The following is a 16,718-nucleotide window of genomic DNA, read 5'->3' on the forward strand; positions in this document are numbered from 1 at the left end:
GGCGCGGCCGCTGCCGGAGCCGCAGGAGCGGGCTCGATGCCGCAGGCCTTCTGCAGTTCCTCAGTCATCTGCGCGACACGAGCCTCGTCGGCCGCACCGCCATCACGGGAGATGCGAACGAGGTCGGACAGGACGTCCGCCGAGCGCAGCATCAGCTTGATGATCTGCTGCGTGATCTCGATGCGGCCACTGCGCATGCCGTCGAGCGTCGTCTCGAAGGTGTGGGCGAACCGCACCAGGGCGTCGAGGCCGAATGCGCCGGCGCCGCCCTTGATCGAATGAACCGCGCGGAACACCGCATTGATGGTCTCGACGTCGCCTTCCTCACGCTCGATGGTGAGAAGGCCGTCCTCGAGTTCGGCAAGCTGCTCCTCGCATTCCTGGAAGAAGGTCTGCTTGATGGCTGCCATGGTATCCATGGGGCGATTCCTCTGGCCTCAGGCTGCGACTCGGTTGATGGCGGAGACGAGCTTGACCGGATCGAACGGCTTGATGATCCAGCCGCTGGCGCCGGCACGGCGCGCGCGATCCTTCTTGTCGTCGGTGCTCTCGGTGGTCAGCACCAGGATCGGTATGGCCCGGTGCTTCTCGCTGCCGCGGACGGCCTCGATGAAGCCGAAGCCATCGAGCCGCGGCATGTTGATGTCGGTGATGATGACGTCCGGGGCGCAGGTCTCCAGCACCTCGAGGCCGTGGATGCCGTCTTCGGCCTGAACGACTTCCATGCCAGCATCGATCAGCGCCGCCTTCAGCATCTCGCGAATGGTCCGCGAATCATCGACGGTCAGAATGGTCTTCGGCATCGTCAGTGGTTCCTTGCCGTAAAGTTTGAAATTTCAAGACCGGCAATTTCGATGGCGTCCGTGAAAGCGGGCGATGGTTCGGAAATCGTCAGTTCAGAGCCGTCAGCGGTCCAAGTAGCGGCCGCCGACAGCAGGATCTGCAGGCACTGTGCGCCGACGCGTTCGATGTGCGATGCATTCAGCATCACATCCTTGCCGCGCAGAGCCAGCAGCTGGCTGGCCAGCGGCCCGGCGGCCTTGATGTCGAGCTCCGTCGGGAGCGTTATGCACTCAGCGGCATTCCCCATTGCCACTCTCCCTTAGAATTCTTCCCAGTCATTTGCGTCCGGTGCGGCGGCAAGCGCGGCTGCACCCTGGCTGCGGTAGGTCGTCTGGCGCGGCGAGGGCAGCGGCGCGACGGCCGGACGGGCCGGCTTCTCGACGCGGCGAGCCCTCTTCGCGCCTTCGCCAAGCATGAAGGCGGAGACATTCTGGGCGAGCGTCGCGGCCTCGTTGCGCAGCGAATGCACGGCAGCCGTCGTCTCCTCGACCATGGCCGCGTTCTGCTGCGTGCCCTGATCCATCTCGCTGACGGCGGTGTTGATGTCGGAAAGGCCGATCGACTGCTCGCGGGACGAAGAGGCGATGCTGGCGACCAGCTCATCGATCTCGATCACGCTTGCGATGATGCGCTCGGACACCTCGCCGGTTTCCGCCATCAGCTTCACGCCCTGCTCGACCTGTGCGGAGCTGGTGGAGATCAGGCCCTTGATCTGCTTGGCAGCCTCGGCGGAACGCTGCGCCAGCGCGCGGACTTCCGAAGCAACAACCGCGAAGCCGCGGCCAGCCTCGCCGGCGCGGGCTGCCTCGACGCCGGCGTTGAGCGCCAGCAGGTTGGTCTGGAACGCGATCTCGTCGATGACGCCGATGATCTGCGAGATTTCCTGCGAGGACTTCGCGATCTCGCTGATGGCGTGGACGGCGTTGCGGACGATCTCGCCCGAATGCTTGGCCTCGTCACGGGTCGACACCACCTTGGCGGCGGCCTGCGAAGCGCCCTCGGCGGCGCGCTTGACGCTTGCGGTCAGCTGATTGAGCGCGGCAGCGGTCTGCTCGAGACGCATTGCCTGGTGCTCGGTGCGCTGGGCGAGGTCATCGGCGGCATTGCCGATTTCGGACGAGCTCGAACCGATGCTGTCGGCCGACTGCGCAACCTGCGACAGTGTCGACGACAACGAGGCGATCGCCGCGTTGAAGTCGTCCTTGAGCTGGCCGAATTCCGGCGCAAGGTCGCCCTCAAGGCGGGTGGTAAGATTGCCGGCGGCGACGTTACGCAGCGCCGCGGTGATGGCTGCGACGGCCTCCTGCTGGCGGCGCTCAACTTCCTTGCGCTCGGCCTCGGCCTTCTGGCGCTCTTCTTCCTGCGCCTCAAGGTAGGTCGAGATGGCCAGATCCATGTCCAGCATGACCGCCTTCATCACGGCGGTGAGCGACTCGCTTACAGCCTCCGGCGTGGAGCGGCGCGCAAACAGCGTCGGCCACTGCTCCTGCACGATGGCTTTGATGAGATGTTCAAAAACCAGCGCGTAGCCGCCGATGTACCAACTCGGCTCGAGGCCGAGGCGCGCGTGCGCACGGCCGATTCGGGTGCTGGCTGCTTCGTAATCCGGGCCGAAATTTCCGTCGGCGATGACGTTCCAGTGCGACTCCTGCAGGCGCTTGGCCGTCGCCATGTGGGCATCGGACTTGAAGAAGTGCGAAATCTGCGGAGTCCGGCTGATCTTGCCATAGAACTCGGTCAGGGCAGGACCGATCGCGCGGGCGAGCGTCGGCTTCAGGTCCCGAATCTTCTGACGCATGGAAGAATCAAGAGCAATGAACGCAAGACGGTCTTCGAGCGACGTCCGGTTGGCATGCGAAACGGCCATATCCTGATAGTCCCGAGCCGCCGGGAAGCGGCTTAATGCTGAATGAAAGTTCGCATTCCGGCGAATCCGGATCGGGTGCGCGGCATCATGCCTTTGGTATCCCCACCAAGCCCCTCCTGAGGGAATAGAGAGGATTTGTTTCTCCATTCTTAACGCAAGCCCTTGGCGCGCAAGGGGTTGGGTGCCCAAGGGGAAGGCTGGCAGCATAAAAAAGAGGCCGGATGTGACCCGGCCTCTTCGGTGTCAGCGTGTCGAAAGGAGCTTACGCGTTCTGCGCGGCGACGACGATGATCTCGACGCGGTATTCCGGCGCTGCCAGCGGCACCTGGCCGGTTGCACGCGCCGGGGTGTTCGCCGGGTCGACCCAGGCTTCCCATGCCGCGTTCATCTCGGCGAAGTCGTTGATGTCGGCGAGCCATACCTGGGCCGACAGGATGCGCGACTTCGACGAGTTCGACAGAGCTAGCAGACGGTCGATCTCGGCCAGCGCGGATTCAGTCTGCTCCTTGACGGTCTTGCCCTCGCCAACCTGGCCAGCGAGGTAGACGATGCCGTTGTAGGCAACGGCCTGGCTCATGCGGGGACCGACTTCGTGACGGATGATGCTCATGAAACTCTCCTGATTGGGCGCCATCTACTACTTAATTTGAGGCCGCTTCCGCAACGGCTGTTCAGACGAAGCTGGATCTTTTGCCATCGACGGCATCGGCGATGAAGGCGGCGACGGTCTGGATGCGGCGCAGCGTGCGGACGGACTCGTGGTAGACCAGCCAGTAGGCGCGGCGGATCGGCGGCGTTACCGGCACCTGCACCAGTTCGTCGTGCATGCGGGCGATAAAGGTGTGGAGGATGCCGATGCCTGCGCCCGAGCGCACCGCCTCGACCTGACCGAGTGCCGAGGAGACCGCAAAGCTCGCGTGCCAGTCCGGCAGGATTTCCGGGCCATAGTCGAGCGACGGGCTGATGACGAGGTCGGGTACGTAGCCGATCAGACGATGCTGCCGCAGCTCCGCGCGGTTCGCCGGGAGACCATGCTTTTGTGCATAATCCCGTGAGGCGTAGAGGCCGAGTGTGTAGTCGACCAGCTTTGAGGCGACCAGCCGGCCTTCGGTCGGACGTTCCACGGTGATGGCGATGTCGGCCTCGCGTCGCGACAAGGAAAACGAGCGAGGCACCGGAACCAGCTGGATCGACAGCGAGGGAAAGCGCTGGGTGAGCGCGCCCAACCGCGGGGCCAGGAAGGCGACGCCGAAGCCGTCCGGAGCGCCAACGCGGACGGTGCCGGAAACGTCGTCGCTTTCTCCGGCGATCTCGGATCGCGCGGCGATCATGTCGGCCTCAATGCGCTCGGCGACGGTGAGGAAGCGTTCGCCCTGCTCGGTCAGCTCCGAACCAGTGGTGAGGCGGCGAAACAGTTTTGCGCCGAGGCTTTCCTCAAGCGCTGCGATCCGGCGCGAGACGGTCGCGTGGTTGAGCTCGAGCCGCCGCGCGGCACCAAGGATCTGACCGGCCCGCGCCACGGCGAGGAATATACGAACGTCGTCCCAGTTCATCGGCACCTCACGTCAGGCATTGCAGCAGATCATGTGCCGCGACGCAAGGAAATCGAATTTTTGCACAACGGATGCGAACTTCCTGACGTTGCATTGCCCGAGGGTAAGCATGACAATGCGGGTAACTTTCGAGGGAGAACGCACCATGATCGAAGTCGGTCACTTTATCGGCGGCAAGCGAGTCGCGGGCACCAGCGGCCGCAGCCAGGATTTTCTGCAGCCGCTCGACGGCACCGTGCGCGGCCGCGTCGCGCTGGCATCCGCAACCGAGGTTCGCGCCGCGGTCGCAAACGCCAAGGAGGCGCAGCCGGCCTGGGCGGCCACCAACCCGCAGCGCCGCGCGCGCGTCCTCATGAAGTTCCTTGAACTCGTCCACGCCGAGTATGACGAGCTTGCCGAGACGCTCGCCCGCGAGCACGGAAAGACCATCGCCGACGCCAAGGGCGACATTCAGCGCGGCCTCGAGGTTGTCGAGTTCTGCATCGGCGCGCCGCACCTGCTGAAGGGCGAGTACACCGACGGCGCGGGTCCCGGCATCGACACCTTCTCCATGCGCCAGCCGCTCGGCGTCGTCGCCGGCATCACCCCGTTCAACTTTCCGGCGATGATCCCGCTGTGGAAGATCGCGCCGGCGATCGCCTGCGGCAACGCCTTCATCCTCAAGCCGTCGGAGCGCGACCCGTCCGTGCCGATGCGCATTGCCGAGCTCTTCATCGAGGCAGGCCTGCCGGCCGGCGTCCTCAACGTCGTCAATGGCGATAAGGAAGCGGTGGACGCGATCCTCGACGATCCGGACATCAAGGGCATCGGCTTCGTCGGCTCGACGCCGATCGCGCAGTACATTTATGCGCGCGGCTGCGCCAACGGGAAGCGCGTTCAGTGCTTCGGCGGCGCCAAGAACCACCTCATCATCATGCCGGACGCCGACATGGACCAGACCGTCGACGCGCTGATCGGCGCGGGATACGGCTCTGCCGGCGAACGCTGCATGGCGGTGTCGGTCGCGGTTCCGGTCGGCCAGGAGACGGCGGATCGTCTCATCGAGAAGCTCGCCCCGCGCGTCGAGGGCCTCAAGGTCGGCCCGTCGACGGACTCTTCCGCCGACTTCGGGCCGCTGGTGACCAAGGAAGCGCTCGCCCGCGTCAAGAATTACGTCGACATCGGCGTGCAGGAAGGCGCGAAGCTGGTGGTCGATGGCCGCAACTTCACGCTGCAGGGCTACGAGAACGGCTATTACATGGGCGGCTGCCTGTTCGACCATGTCACGCCGGACATGCGCATCTACAAGGAAGAGATCTTCGGGCCGGTGCTGTCGGTCGTACGCGCCAATACTTACGAGGAGGCGCTGCGTCTGCCGACCGAGCACGAATACGGCAACGGCGTCGCGATCTTCACCCGAGACGGTGATGCGGCCCGCGACTTCGCCTCGCGCGTCCAGGTCGGCATGGTCGGCATCAACGTGCCGATCCCGGTGCCGATCGCTTACTACACCTTCGGGGGCTGGAAGGCCTCGGGCTTCGGCGACCTCAACCAGCACGGTCCGGACGCCTTCCGCTTCTACACCAAGACGAAGACCGTCACCGCGCGCTGGCCGTCCGGCATCAAGGATGGTGCAGAGTTCGTCATCCCGACAATGCGGTAATCCTCCGAAAAGACTTGAAGATGCGGGCGCCCACGTGGCGCCCGTTTCGCTTCAGCATGTTCCATTGCGCCGCGTCATAAAATCGTGATGGAACGGCACACCCGTCGCTGCCTTTCCACTCCATGACGACTCCCGCTATGCGGGTAGAGAAAGTGGAGGCGTAGCGATGAAACGCATTCCGATATTTGTGGCGATGATCGCGGCAGGCGTGACCCTGGGCGCCTCCCCGCTTGCCTCGGCGGACAACCAGCAGCCGCAGCAGGCACAGCCCGCACCCGCGGGTGAAGCAGCCGATATGATGTCGCTGTCCATGTGCGGCGAGCGCGAGCAGGTTCTCTCCGCGCTCAAACAGCAGTTCAGCGAGGACCCGATGGCCGTCGGCCAGGTCGACGATCAGGCGGTGATGGAGATCCTGGTCTCCGACACCGGCACCTGGACAATACTCGCGACCGGTACCGATGGCGTCAGCTGCATTCTGTCGGCCGGCGAGGGCTTCCAGAGCAACATGCTCGTGCGCGGTGTGGATATCTGATCAGCGGCGAGCGGCGGCTTCCGCAAGCTCGCGCAGCATGACCATGAGCTTTTCCGCTTCGAGTGCGGCGCGGATTTCGTCGCGGTCAAGCACCGCATGGATGAGTGCGACGTGATGGCCGGCGGCGCGGGCAAGTCCCGCCTCGCTGTGGTAGCGGTACCAGAAGCGGCGGCTGTGGGTCTGCAACGGGGCCGCGACGCGGGTTGCGAAGATGTTCTCTGATGCCTCGCCAATGATCTCATCGAGCATCTTGTCGGCTTCGAGGAAGGTGAGCACGTCCGCCTGGACGACCGCCGCGTGCATGGCGCGGGCGGCTTCTTCGAGACGCAGACGATTGGTCGGCGAGGCGTGTCGGGCGGCGGCGCGTGCCAGTACCGTTTCAACTCCCCGGCGTGCTTCCACGATCAGCACCCAGTCCTGTGCACGCAGCGGAGCGATCGCAAGACCCGCGCGAGGTCGGATCTCGATCAGCCCCTCCCAGGCCAGACGCTGGATCGCCTCGCGCACAGGTGTGCGGCCAAGATCGAGGCTGTCGATCAGGACGCGTTCGGTGACCACCGCAGCCGGCGGCAACTCCAGAGTGACGATCATTTTTTCAAGCGCACGATAGGCGCGCTGCGCAGCCGGCTCGGCCACCAGGTTGCGGGTAGGCACTGCTATCTCCTTTACTGCGCAATGATATATCAGAGTGGAGTTGTGCTTGACAGGCATATCAGCGGCGCGATATCGATCTGATATATCAGAGGAGGCATCCCCATGTGGTCTGGCGTATTTCCCGCGGTAACGACGAAATTCACGGACGTGGACAAGCTAGACCACGCTGAGATGGAGCGCTGTTTTGGGCTGTTGATGGAGGCCGGTTGCGATGGGCTGATCGTCGCCGGCTCGCTCGGCGAAGGGCCGATGCTGACCCATGGCGAGAAGCTCGACCTTCTGAAAATCGCCCGCAGCGTTGCCGGCGGCAAGCCGGTGCTGCTGACTGTGAATGAGGCTGCGACGCGCGATGCCTGCATGCTGGCGCAGGCCGCTCGAGTGGCGGGTGCCGACGGCATCATGCTCGTGCCATCTCCGATATATCACACCGATCCGGACGAGACGGTCGAGACGCTGAGGGCGGTCGCGGCGGCCAGCGATCTGCCGATCATGATCTACTCGAACCGCATCGCCTATCGCGTCGATGTCACCGTGCCGGTCCTTGAGCAGCTAGCCGGCGTCGAGAACATTGTTGCGATCAAGGAATCGTCTGACGACATCCGCCGCACAACCGACATCATCAATGCCTTCGGCGACCGCTTCGATGTCTTCACCGGCGTCGACAACCTCGCCTTCGAGGCGCTGGCGCTGGGTGCTGTCGGCTGGGTGGCTGGCCTTGTCACCGCCTTCCCGCGCGAAACAGTCGCGATCTACCAGCTGATGAAGCAGGGGCGCTACGACGAGGCGCTGAAGATCTACCGCTGGTTCCGGCCGCTGCTCGACCTCGATGTTTCGACCTACCTCGTCCAGAACATCAAGCTCGCCGAGGTGCTGGCGATCGGTTCGAACGACCGGGTGCGCATGCCGCGCAAGCCGCTGTCTGGGGAACGTCGCGCCGCGGTGGAGAAGATCATCACGCAGGCCCTTGCGACGCGGCCCGAACTGCCGTCATTCTGAGGCACCCCCAACCGCTTCCAGATTGCGTGCATCTCGATGAGTTACAATGAAATTGCGGTGGTCGGTGCCGGCGTCGTTGGCATCTGCGCCGCAACCTATCTCGCCGAAAGCGGCCAGCGCGTCGTCCTGTTCGACCGCACTGGCGTCTGCGAGGAAACCAGTTCCGGCAACGCCGCCGCCCTTGCCTTCTCCGACGTGCTGCCGCTCGTGCAGAAGGGCATGATGCGCAAGCTGCCGCAGTGGCTGAAGGACCCGCTCGGCCCGCTTTCCATCCCGCCGGCCTATCTCCCGAAACTGATGCCGTGGCTGTGGCGCTTCTGGCGTGCCTCTGCCGACGAACATTACGAGGCAAGCCTTTCGGCGCAGACGGCGCTGATGGGTGTGGCCGAGCGCGAGTGGATGGCGCTCATCAACCGCTCCGGAACGCGTGCCATGCTCAACGAGCACGGTTCGCTCGATCTCTATGAGAGCCAGGCCGAGTTCGCGGCCGAGCTGCCGGGCTGGGAAGCCAAGGCCCGCCACGGCATCGAGTTCCGCCATCTCGACATGGAGGAAGCGGCTGAGATCCAGCCGGGCCTGTCGCCGAGCTTCGTGCGCGCGACCTTCGTGCCGGGCTGGAAGAATGTCAGCGACCCGAAGCTGTTCAGCAAAGCGATCTATGCCTACGCCGAAACCACCGGCCGGGTCCTCTTCGACCGAAAGACGATCACCGGGATCGTCCCCGGCGTCCAGGGCGCGGCGGTGCGGTTCGATGACGGCGGCAGCGAGGACTTCAAGGCGGTCGTGGTCTGCGCAGGCGCCTGGTCGAAGAACCTTGCGGCCCAGCTTGGCGACCGCGTGCCGCTCGAAACCGAGCGCGGGTACAACACGACGCTGCCGCCCGGTGCCTTCGACGTGCGCTGCCAGCTGATCTTCCCGGCGCACGGCTTCGTCATCACGCCGCTGTCGACGGGCCTACGCGTTGGCGGCGCGGTCGAGCTCGGCGGCCTCAAGCGCCCGCCGAACTATGCGCGCTCGCGGGCCATGCTGGAAAAGGCGAAGCGTTTCCTGCCCGGCCTTCGGGCCGAGGGAGGACGCGAATGGATGGGCTACCGCCCGTCGCTGCCGGATTCGCTGCCGGTCATCGGCAAGTCGACCGCATCGCCGTACGTCACCTACGCCTTTGGCCACGGCCATCTTGGACTGACGCAGGCCGCCGCCACCGGCGCGCTGGTGCGCGACCTGGTGCTTGGCCGCACGCCGCCCATATCGCTCGATCCATACTCACCTCAGAGGTTCTGACCAACATGGCGCGCCACTCCTTCTTCTGCCTTGACGGACACACATGCGGTAATCCGGTTCGGTTGGTAGCAGGAGGAGGCCCGCTGCTGCAGGGCTCCACGATGATGGAGCGGCGCGCCCATTTCCTCGCCGAGTATGACTGGATCCGCAAAGGGCTGATGTTCGAGCCGCGCGGACACGACATGATGTCGGGCTCGATCCTCTATCCGCCGACGCGGCCCGACTGCGACATCGCCATCCTCTTCATCGAAACCTCCGGCTGCCTGCCGATGTGCGGCCACGGCACGATCGGCACCGTGACGATGGCCTTGGAGCATGGGCTCGTCACGCCGAAGGAGCCGGGCAAGCTGCGCCTCGACACGCCGGCCGGCCTCGTGCTGGCTGAGTACAAGCAGGAGGGGCAATATGTGGAGGAGGTGCGCATCACCAACGTGCCGTCCTTCCTCTATGCCGAAGGCCTCGAGGTCGAGTGCCCGGACCTCGGCATGCTCAAGGTCGACGTCGCCTATGGCGGCAATTTCTACGCGATCATCGAGCCGCAGGAGAACTTCCGCGACATGGCCGATTATTCGGCCGGCCAGCTGGTCGCCTGGAGCCCAATCCTGCGCGAGCGGCTGAATGCGGCCTACAAGTTCGAGCACCCCGAAAACCCCGCCATCAACCGGCTGACCCACATTCAGTGGACCGGCAAGGCGCAGACGCCTGAGGGCGACGCACGAAACGCGGTGTTCTACGGTGACAAGGCGATCGACCGTTCACCCTGTGGCACCGGCACCTCGGCGCGCATGGCGCAGCTCCACGCCAAGGGCCGCCTGAAGGTCGGCGACACATTCATGCACGAATCGATCATCGGCTCGATGTTCGCCGGCAAGGTGGAAGCCGAAACCGCCGTCGGCGGGCGCAAGGCGATCATTCCTTCGATCGGCGGCTGGGCGCGAATGACCGGCATCAACACCATTTTCATCGACGACCGCGACCCGTTCGCGCACGGCTTCACGGTGCTCTGAAAGCACCGCTTCGCACTTCCCTTGCGTCACGGCGCCGCGTCGTTTGATGTCGCACAGAGGACAATGAAACCAGATAATCGTGAGATGTTTTGGTTTCCAATTTCCTTTTGCGAATAACGCCTTAGCAATAGCTGAGGCGCAGGGAGTCAATCATCTTGTCAGTTCCCGACACGTGTGCAGAAACGCGCCGAAAGTGCGTGTTTTTTTACATGAAGCCGAATTGGGGAGTTGCAATCCGATAGCCGCGTAATAGGACTAAGGAACCAAAGAAAAAGAATGCGCCTCTCGCGGCGACATTCTCGGGGAGCACATACTGATGGAGTATTTTGTCCAGCAGCTTATCAACGGGCTGACGCTCGGCTCGATTTATGGCCTGATCGCGATCGGCTACACGATGGTGTACGGCATCATCGGCATGATCAACTTCGCCCACGGCGACATCTTCATGATCGGCTCGTTCATCGCCCTGACGATGTTCCTGGTGCTGACGTCGGTCCTGGGCTTCACCTTCCTGCCGGTTGTACTTCTGATCGTCTTGATTGTGGCGATGCTGTTTACTTCCGCATGGGGATGGACGGTCGAGCGCCTGGCCTACCGACCCTTGCGCGGCTCGTTCCGCCTCGCGCCGCTGATCACCGCGATCGGCATGTCGATCCTGCTGCAGAATTTCGTGCGCGTCACCCAGGGCGCGCGCGTCAAGCCGTTGCCGCCGCAGATCCAGGGCGGCATCACCCTTTTTGAAGGCAATGCGGAGACGGGCGCGATCGTCGTGCAGCTCTCCTACATGCAGCTGATCATCATCGTGACCACTGTCGTCCTGATGACGATCTTCTCGCTGATCATCGCGAAGACCCCGCTCGGTCGTTCACAGCGTGCCTGCGAGCAGGACCGCCGCATGGCGGCGCTGCTCGGCGTCAATGTCGACCGCACGATCTCGCTGACCTTCCTGATGGGCGCAGCGCTCGCGGCGGTCGCCGGCCTGATGTTCCTGCTTCTCTATGGCGTGATCGACTTCTACATCGGCTTCCTCGCCGGCATCAAAGCCTTCACCGCGGCCGTTCTCGGCGGCATCGGCTCGCTGCCCGGCGCAATGCTCGGCGGCCTGCTGATCGGCCTGATCGAGGTGTTCTGGTCGGGCTACTTCACCGTCGAGTACAAGGACGTCGCGGCGTTCTCTATCCTCGCCATTGTGCTCATCTTCCTGCCGTCAGGTCTCCTCGGCAGGCCGGAAGTGGAGAAGGTCTGAGCCATGGCAACCGCTACAGACAACCGTATTGCGGATTCCGTCCGCGACGCCTTCATCGCCGCGCTTCTGGTTGGGGTGCTGGGTTTCTTCTTCCTGGCGCTTCGCACCGAGATCGCGCCCGGCGGCCTTGCGCTGTCGACGCGCTGGGGGCTCTGGTTCTCGGCCATCGCGATCGTCTTCGTCATTCGCCTGGCGCTGAACCTGTTCCTCTTCAAGGCCAACCGGCCGGTGAGGACGGGTCCAAGCACCTTCGCGAAGATCGGGGCCAGCCTGCCTGACCTCAGCGGCTGGACCGGCACCATTATGCTGGTGGTGGCAATCGCGTTGCCGTTCCTGGTCACGACGTTCCTGCCGGCACAGCAGCGTCAGTTCATCGACCTGATGATCCTGATCCTCACCTATGTGATGCTGGGCTGGGGCCTGAACATCGTGGTGGGCCTTGCCGGCCTGCTCGACCTCGGCTTCGTCGCCTTCTACGCGATCGGCGCCTATTCGTTCGCGTTGCTCGCGCACTACTTCGATTTTTCGTTCTGGATGGCGCTGCCGGTCGCCGGCATTCTTGCCGCGTTCTGGGGCATGATCCTGGGCTTCCCGGTTCTGCGCCTGCGCGGCGACTATCTGGCGATCGTTACGCTCGCCTTTGGTGAGATCATCCGCGTCGTGCTGCTCAACTGGTACGACTTCACCGGCGGCCCGAACGGCATCTCGGGAATTCCGAAGCCGACCTTCTTCGGGCTCGACTTCGGCCGGGGCGAAGGCAATTTTGCCGCCGTCTTCGGCATCCCGTATTCGACGATCCACCGCTTCATCTATCTCTACTTCATCATCCTCCTTCTCGCCGTCATCACCTATTTCGTGACGAACCGCCTGCGCCGGCTACCCATCGGCCGTGCTTGGGAGGCGCTGCGCGAGGATGAGATCGCCTGCCGCTCGCTCGGCATCAACACCACCAACACCAAGCTGACGGCATTCGCCATCGGCGCGATGTTTGGCGGCTTTGCCGGTGCGTTCTTCGCCACCCGTCAGGGCTTCGTATCGCCCGAGAGCTTCACCTTCATCGAGTCAGCGATCATCCTCGCCATCGTGGTGCTGGGCGGGCTCGGCTCGCAGTTCGGCGTCGTCGTGGCGTCGACCGTGATGATCGGCGGCATGGAGATCCTGCGAAATCTCGGCTTCCTGAAGGGCGCCTTCGGGCCTGACTTTGACCCGGTTCAGTACCGCATGCTGATCTTTGGCCTGGCCATGGTGCTGATCATGGTCTGGAAGCCGCGCGGTCTGGTCACGACCCGCGAACCTACCGCCGTCCTCAAAGAGAAGAAGAAGATCGGAGCCGATCTGGTTGCACAGGGCGAGGGGCACTGATGAGCGTAATCTCGCAAGACATCACGAACGGCGAACTCGCCAACTGGGACAGGGATCCGGTGCTCAGCGTCGAGCATCTCACCATGCGGTTCGGCGGCCTCGTCGCCATCGACGACCTTTCCTTCAATGTCGGCCGCGGTGACATCACCGCGCTGATCGGGCCGAATGGCGCAGGCAAGACCACCGTCTTCAACTGCGTCACCGGCTTCTACAAGCCGACCGAGGGGCGCATCGTCATGCGGCACGGACCCGGACGCCAGCAGGAGGCGGTCGACGCCGTCACTGCCGGTGACGGAGCCTGGGCGCGCAGCGCGGAGGGGGCCGTGTTCCTGCTCGAGCGCATGCCGGACTTCGAAATCTCCCGGCATGCCAAGGTGGCGCGTACCTTCCAGAACATCCGCTTGTTCGGCGGCATGACGCTGCTCGAAAACCTGCTGGTTGCCCAGCACAACAAGCTAATGGCCGCATCCGGTTTCACGGTGGGCGGCATCTTCGGCATCCCCCGCTTCCGGCGCGAGGAGAAGGAAGCGGTCGAGAAGGCCGTCTACTGGCTGGAGCGCACCAAGCTGATCGACCGCGCCGACGATCCGGCCGGCGACCTGCCCTATGGCGACCAGCGCCGTCTCGAAATCGCCCGCGCGATGTGTACCGAGCCGCACCTGCTCTGTCTCGACGAGCCCGCGGCGGGCCTCAATCCGCGTGAATCGGCGGAACTCAACGAACTGCTGCAGTTCATCCGCCGCGAGCACAACACGTCGATCCTGCTCATCGAGCACGACATGGGCGTGGTGATGGAAATCTCGGACCACGTCATCGTGCTCGACTATGGCGTGAAGATTTCGGACGGCAGCGCCGAGTTCGTCCGCACCGATCCGCGCGTCATCGCCGCCTATCTCGGCGTCGAGGACGAGGAGATCGAGGACAAGCCGGAGATCGCCTCGCTTGTGGTCGAGGCACTGGGCGAGGAAGCGGCGGAAGAGGCCGGCATCGACGTTCCCACGGATGTAACCCCGGAAGACGTCGCGGCACTTGCCGAAACCGCGTCGCCCGAACAGGCCGCGCATCCCGGCAGGCGTCCCGGCGGCATTGAAGGGCCGCGAGAAGGCGGCTCCGACAAGCTGACCATCATCCAGGGCATTGGACCGGTCAACGAACGCAAGCTCAACGAACTCGGCATCTGGCACTTCGACCAGATCGCTGCTTGGACGCCGGAGGAAATCGAATGGGTAGGGTCCTACCTTGCCTTCCCCGGCCGGATCGAGCGGGAGAACTGGGTCGGACAGGCTCAGGAACTTGCACGTAAGAAGTCGGGGGCGGGCGAATGAACGCGCAACAGGAACAACCGCTCCTGAGTGTGAGGGGCGTGGAGACTTACTATGGCAAGATCGTCGCCCTGCGCGGCGTCGATCTCGACGTGATGAAGGGCGAGATCGTCACGATGATCGGCGCGAACGGCGCCGGCAAGTCGACGCTGATGATGACGATCTGCGGCGACCCGCGCGCCCGCACTGGCCAGATTATCTATGACGGCACCGACATCACCGGCATGCCGACGCACGAGATCATGCGGCTCGGCATCGCCCAGTCTCCGGAAGGCCGCCGCATCTTTCCGCGCATGACGGTGCTGGAAAACCTGCAGATGGGCGCGCAGCTGGTCGACCCGAAGTATTTCGACGACGACCTCAAGCGCGTCTATGACCTCTTCCCGCGCCTCAAGGAGCGCGCGATGCAGCGCGGAGGCACCCTGTCGGGCGGCGAACAGCAGATGCTGGCGATCGCCCGCGCGCTGATGAGCCGGCCGAAGCTGCTTCTGCTCGACGAGCCGTCGCTGGGCCTGGCGCCACTGATCGTCAAGCAGATTTTCGAGGTCATCAAGGAACTCAACCGCAACGAGGGCCTGACGGTGTTTCTCGTCGAGCAGAACGCGTTCCACGCGCTCAAGCTCGCGCACCGCGGCTATGTGATGGTCAACGGCAAGATCACCATGAGCGGCACCGGCGCCGAACTCCTGAAACGCGAAGAGGTGCGCGCGGCCTACCTCGAAGGCGGAAGGCACTGAGGAGCGCGACATGGAAACAGTCGAACATCAGAACTCGCTGATCTGGGAAGTCACTTTCTGGGAATTCGCGCTCGTCACCGTCATCCTGGCGGGCGGCGCGGCGTTCCTCACCGGACGGGCGATGGGCCGGACCTGGCAGAGCGACAAGGTGCTGGTCATCTACATGATCCTGCTGGCGGCGGCGACGCGGTTCATCCACTTCGCGCTGTTCCGCGGAACGCTCCTTTCGCTCCATTACTACATTGTCGACCTGATCGTGCTGCTCGTCATCGCCTTCATCGGCAAGCGGATGATGCGGGCACGCCAGATGGGCCGCCAGTACAGCTTCATCTACGAACGGTCTGGTCCGTTCGGATGGCGGCGAAAGGCCTGAAAGCTAAAGGCGGCCGCTCTACTTCGGCCGCTTCATGAAAATCGGCTAAAACTTCTTCCCTAAGGGACAGAATTGAGATTTGATGCCGATCAAGCGGGGTGAAACCCGCGCTTTGCGGCAACCGGAACAGCAACACCGTCCGGAACCGCTACGGGAACATCAGGGTGTTTAAAGGGAGTAGTCATGAAGAAACTTCTTCTTGCAGGTGCAGCGCTGGGCCTTCTGATGTCCGGCTCCGCATGGGCAGATATCAAGATCGGCACGGCTGGTCCGATGACCGGTCAGTATGCGACCTTCGGTGCCCAGATGAAGGCCGGTGCTGAACTGGCGGTCGAGCACATCAACGCCGCTGGCGGTGTGCTCGGCGAGAAGCTGGTCCTGGAGATCGGCGATGATGCCTGCGACCCGCGCCAGGCGGTGAACGTCGCCAACCAGATGGCCGGTAACGGCGTGGTCTTCATGGCTGGTCACTTCTGCTCCGGCTCGTCCATTCCGGCATCGCAGGTTTATGCCGAGGAAGGCATCATCCAGATCTCGCCGGGATCGACCAACCCGACCTTCACCGATGAGCGTCCGGGCGACGGCATCTTCCGCATGTGCGGCCGCGACGACCAGCAGGGTGAAGTGGCGGGCAAGTACCTGCTCGACAAGTTCCCCGACAAGAAGGTCGCCTTCATCCACGACAAGACCGCGTACGGTCAGGGTCTCGCTGACGCGACCAAGGCTGTCTACGAGGCCAACGGCGGCAAGCCGGCCCTCTACGAAGCCTACACCGCCGGTGAAAAGGACTACACCGCGCTGGTCTCTAAGCTGAAGTCGGAAGGCGTCGGCGTTCTCTATGTCGGCGGTTACCACACCGAGGCCGGCCTGATCCTGCGCCAGATGCGCGAGCAGGGCATGGACACCATCCTCGTCTCGGGTGACGCGCTCGTGACCGACGAATACTGGGCAATCACCGGCGACGCGGGCGAAGGCACGCTGATGACTTTCTCGCCGGATCCGCGCAAGAACCCGGATGCGACGGACATCGTCGAGCAGTTCCGCGCCAAGGGCATTGAGCCGGAAGGCTACGTCCTCTACACCTACGCTGCCGTTCAGGCATGGGCGCAGGCAGCCGAGAAGGCTGGTTCGATCGACTTCGAGCCGGTGGTCGAGAAGCTCCATTCCGAGACCTTCAAGACCGTGCTGGGCGACTCCTCCTTCGACGACAAGGGCGACAGCCGTCTGCCGGGCTACGTCTTCTACGAGTGGAAGGGCGGCAAGTACGACTATGTGAGCGAGTAATCTCGCTCTCATAGGTAGA

The 16,718-nt window shown here is 63.8% G+C and carries 18 protein-coding genes; 11 read left to right on the top strand and 7 right to left on the bottom strand.

The features are described 5' to 3' along the window. From L610_RS03895 to L610_RS03920, 6 genes are all read right to left on the bottom strand, one after another. The coding region (locus L610_RS03895; protein ID WP_186441311.1) for an Hpt domain-containing protein at positions 1 to 419 on the bottom strand (419 nt) is incomplete at its 3' end. Positions 420 to 437: 18 nt separating this feature from the next. Further along, positions 438 to 803, bottom strand: coding sequence for a response regulator (locus tag L610_RS03900; RefSeq protein WP_024848945.1), 366 nt, complete (start codon positions 801 to 803; stop codon positions 438 to 440). Between the two features lie 2 nt (positions 804 to 805). After that, complete coding sequence (locus tag L610_RS03905; RefSeq protein ID WP_024848946.1) at positions 806 to 1,090, bottom strand: STAS domain-containing protein; 285 nt, start codon at positions 1,088 to 1,090, stop codon at positions 806 to 808. 12 nt (positions 1,091 to 1,102) lie between these two features. Continuing rightward, complete coding sequence (locus L610_RS03910; protein WP_024848947.1) at positions 1,103 to 2,710, bottom strand: globin-coupled sensor protein; 1,608 nt, start codon at positions 2,708 to 2,710, stop codon at positions 1,103 to 1,105. A gap of 262 nt (positions 2,711 to 2,972) precedes the next feature. Next, positions 2,973 to 3,320: a RidA family protein gene (locus L610_RS03915; protein ID WP_024848948.1), complete on the bottom strand. Its 348-nt coding sequence runs from the start codon at positions 3,318 to 3,320 to the stop codon at positions 2,973 to 2,975. A gap of 61 nt (positions 3,321 to 3,381) precedes the next feature. Then, positions 3,382 to 4,263 (bottom strand): LysR family transcriptional regulator, encoded by an 882-nt coding sequence (locus L610_RS03920; RefSeq protein ID WP_024848949.1) that lies wholly within the window; start codon positions 4,261 to 4,263, stop codon positions 3,382 to 3,384. A gap of 145 nt (positions 4,264 to 4,408) precedes the next feature. Here L610_RS03920 and L610_RS03925 point away from each other — a divergent pair, with 145 nt between their 5' ends. After that, on the top strand, positions 4,409 to 5,905 hold the full coding sequence (locus tag L610_RS03925; RefSeq protein ID WP_024848950.1) for a CoA-acylating methylmalonate-semialdehyde dehydrogenase: 1,497 nt from the start codon (positions 4,409 to 4,411) through the stop codon (positions 5,903 to 5,905). Between the two features lie 166 nt (positions 5,906 to 6,071). Continuing rightward, positions 6,072 to 6,437: a hypothetical protein gene (locus tag L610_RS03930; RefSeq protein WP_024848951.1), complete on the top strand. Its 366-nt coding sequence runs from the start codon at positions 6,072 to 6,074 to the stop codon at positions 6,435 to 6,437. On the opposite strand, the gene L610_RS03935 is transcribed toward L610_RS03930, so the two are convergent. Further along, positions 6,438 to 7,091 (bottom strand): GntR family transcriptional regulator, encoded by a 654-nt coding sequence (locus tag L610_RS03935; RefSeq protein ID WP_256366531.1) that lies wholly within the window; start codon positions 7,089 to 7,091, stop codon positions 6,438 to 6,440. 102 nt (positions 7,092 to 7,193) lie between these two features. Here L610_RS03935 and L610_RS03940 point away from each other — a divergent pair, with 102 nt between their 5' ends. The 9 genes from L610_RS03940 to L610_RS03980 all read left to right on the top strand — a co-directional run bounded on the left by L610_RS03940 (position 7,194) and on the right by L610_RS03980 (position 16,699). Next, positions 7,194 to 8,087 carry a dihydrodipicolinate synthase family protein gene (locus tag L610_RS03940; protein WP_024848953.1) on the top strand — a complete coding sequence of 298 codons (894 nt, stop codon included), beginning with the start codon at positions 7,194 to 7,196 and terminating at the stop codon, positions 8,085 to 8,087. Between the two features lie 36 nt (positions 8,088 to 8,123). Next, a complete protein-coding gene (locus L610_RS03945) occupies positions 8,124 to 9,368 on the top strand; it encodes an FAD-binding oxidoreductase (RefSeq protein WP_024848954.1) in 1,245 nt (414 codons plus the stop codon). A 5-nt stretch (positions 9,369 to 9,373) separates the two neighbouring features. After that, complete coding sequence (locus L610_RS03950; RefSeq protein ID WP_024848955.1) at positions 9,374 to 10,375, top strand: 4-hydroxyproline epimerase; 1,002 nt, start codon at positions 9,374 to 9,376, stop codon at positions 10,373 to 10,375. Between the two features lie 316 nt (positions 10,376 to 10,691). Further along, positions 10,692 to 11,621: a branched-chain amino acid ABC transporter permease gene (locus L610_RS03955; protein WP_024848956.1), complete on the top strand. Its 930-nt coding sequence runs from the start codon at positions 10,692 to 10,694 to the stop codon at positions 11,619 to 11,621. A 3-nt stretch (positions 11,622 to 11,624) separates the two neighbouring features. Next, complete coding sequence (livM, locus tag L610_RS03960) at positions 11,625 to 12,983, top strand: high-affinity branched-chain amino acid ABC transporter permease LivM (RefSeq protein ID WP_144702658.1); 1,359 nt, start codon at positions 11,625 to 11,627, stop codon at positions 12,981 to 12,983. Next, the gene (locus L610_RS03965) at positions 12,983 to 14,308 is read left to right on the top strand and encodes an ATP-binding cassette domain-containing protein (protein WP_024848958.1); all 1,326 of its coding nucleotides are present in this window, start codon (positions 12,983 to 12,985) and stop codon (positions 14,306 to 14,308) included. The genes livM and L610_RS03965 overlap by 1 nt, the downstream gene beginning before the upstream one ends. Then, positions 14,305 to 15,042: an ABC transporter ATP-binding protein gene (locus L610_RS03970; RefSeq protein WP_144702661.1), complete on the top strand. Its 738-nt coding sequence runs from the start codon at positions 14,305 to 14,307 to the stop codon at positions 15,040 to 15,042. Before L610_RS03965 ends, L610_RS03970 begins: the two co-directional genes overlap by 4 nt. Before the next feature lie 10 nt (positions 15,043 to 15,052). Further along, on the top strand, positions 15,053 to 15,415 hold the full coding sequence (locus L610_RS03975) for a DUF6867 family protein (protein WP_024848960.1): 363 nt from the start codon (positions 15,053 to 15,055) through the stop codon (positions 15,413 to 15,415). A 183-nt stretch (positions 15,416 to 15,598) separates the two neighbouring features. Next, on the top strand, positions 15,599 to 16,699 hold the full coding sequence (locus tag L610_RS03980) for a branched-chain amino acid ABC transporter substrate-binding protein (protein ID WP_024848961.1): 1,101 nt from the start codon (positions 15,599 to 15,601) through the stop codon (positions 16,697 to 16,699). Positions 16,700 to 16,718: the final 19 nt, after the last annotated feature.

This window comes from Aminobacter sp. J44 (assembly GCF_007829415.1).
In the GTDB taxonomy this organism is placed as follows: domain Bacteria; phylum Pseudomonadota; class Alphaproteobacteria; order Rhizobiales; family Rhizobiaceae; genus Aerobium.